General features: G+C 38.8%; 2 protein-coding genes. Both read left to right on the forward strand.

Translation table 11 applies throughout. The features are described from left to right. A partial coding sequence (gene trxA / locus ACS8FC_RS14995) for a thioredoxin (protein WP_439297358.1) occupies positions 1 to 312 on the forward strand: 312 nt, incomplete at its 5' end. 524 nt (positions 313 to 836) lie between these two features. After that, on the forward strand, positions 837 to 1,043 hold a 207-nt coding region (locus ACS8FC_RS15000), incomplete at its 3' end, for a Rho termination factor N-terminal domain-containing protein (RefSeq protein ID WP_439297359.1).

The raw sequence follows: 1,043 nt of genomic DNA on the forward strand, positions 1-1,043 counted from the left end.
GTTAATACTACCGACACAAACTTTGACCAAGACGTTCTAGAATCAGATGTGCCTGTATTGGTAGATTTTTGGGCAACTTGGTGTGGTCCTTGTAAAGCGATTGCGCCTATTTTAGAAGATTTAGCGACTGAGTACCAAGGTAAAGTTAAAATCGTTAAAGTTGACGTGGATAGCAACCCACAAGCAGCGAGCCGTTTTGGTATCCGTAACATCCCAACGCTATTTGTCTTCAAAGATGGCGAAAAAGTTGACTCAGTCATGGGCCTACAGCCAAAAGCTGAACTAGCTAAAGTATTAGACAAGCATTTATAAGCTGAATCTACTCGTTTCAGATGACTTTAAACGGACGAGATAGACTCATCAAGAAAGCCATTATCTGACTATGATAGTGGCTTTTTTGCTTGTTTTTTGTGCAAAAAACTTGATTATATGATTTTTTTGGCAAAATTTATTGACAACGCTATTGTGAAGACCGTATAGTCTGCTGACAAGAGAAAACCAACTGTTTTCCTAGTATCTTGTCGCTATTCTCCTCGTGTTTATCAACAAAAACACAATCGTCATTATAAACACCATTGCTGAACAAAATGACTAAACGCAATTACTGATATTGGGTTTTTGACGCAGACTCTTATGTAGCCTTTTTTATCCTTATTTCTTATGACCTTGCATCCCGTGATTGCAGTGCGTACATAAGCAGACATGTAAAACCAAAACTACATAAAATACAGCGCTGTGCTCACACCTATATCATCATATTACCGTTATTTTAATCACTGTCGTGATTTGTGCTGCTAATGGCATCTCTCATCTGATCAATTGCTAATGACCTATCTATGAATCTTACTGAATTAAAGAAAAAATCAATCGCTGAGCTATTGGCTATCGCCAAGGAAATGGGTCTTGATAATATGGCGCGTAGCCGTAAACAAGACATTATCTTTGCTATCCTAAAAACCCATGCGCGGAACGGTGAAGCTATCTATGGTGATGGCGTGCTTGAGGTTCTTCCTGATGGTTTTGGATTTTTGCGCTCATCAGAA

The sequence above is a fragment of the Psychrobacter sp. 1Y4 genome (assembly GCF_051847555.1).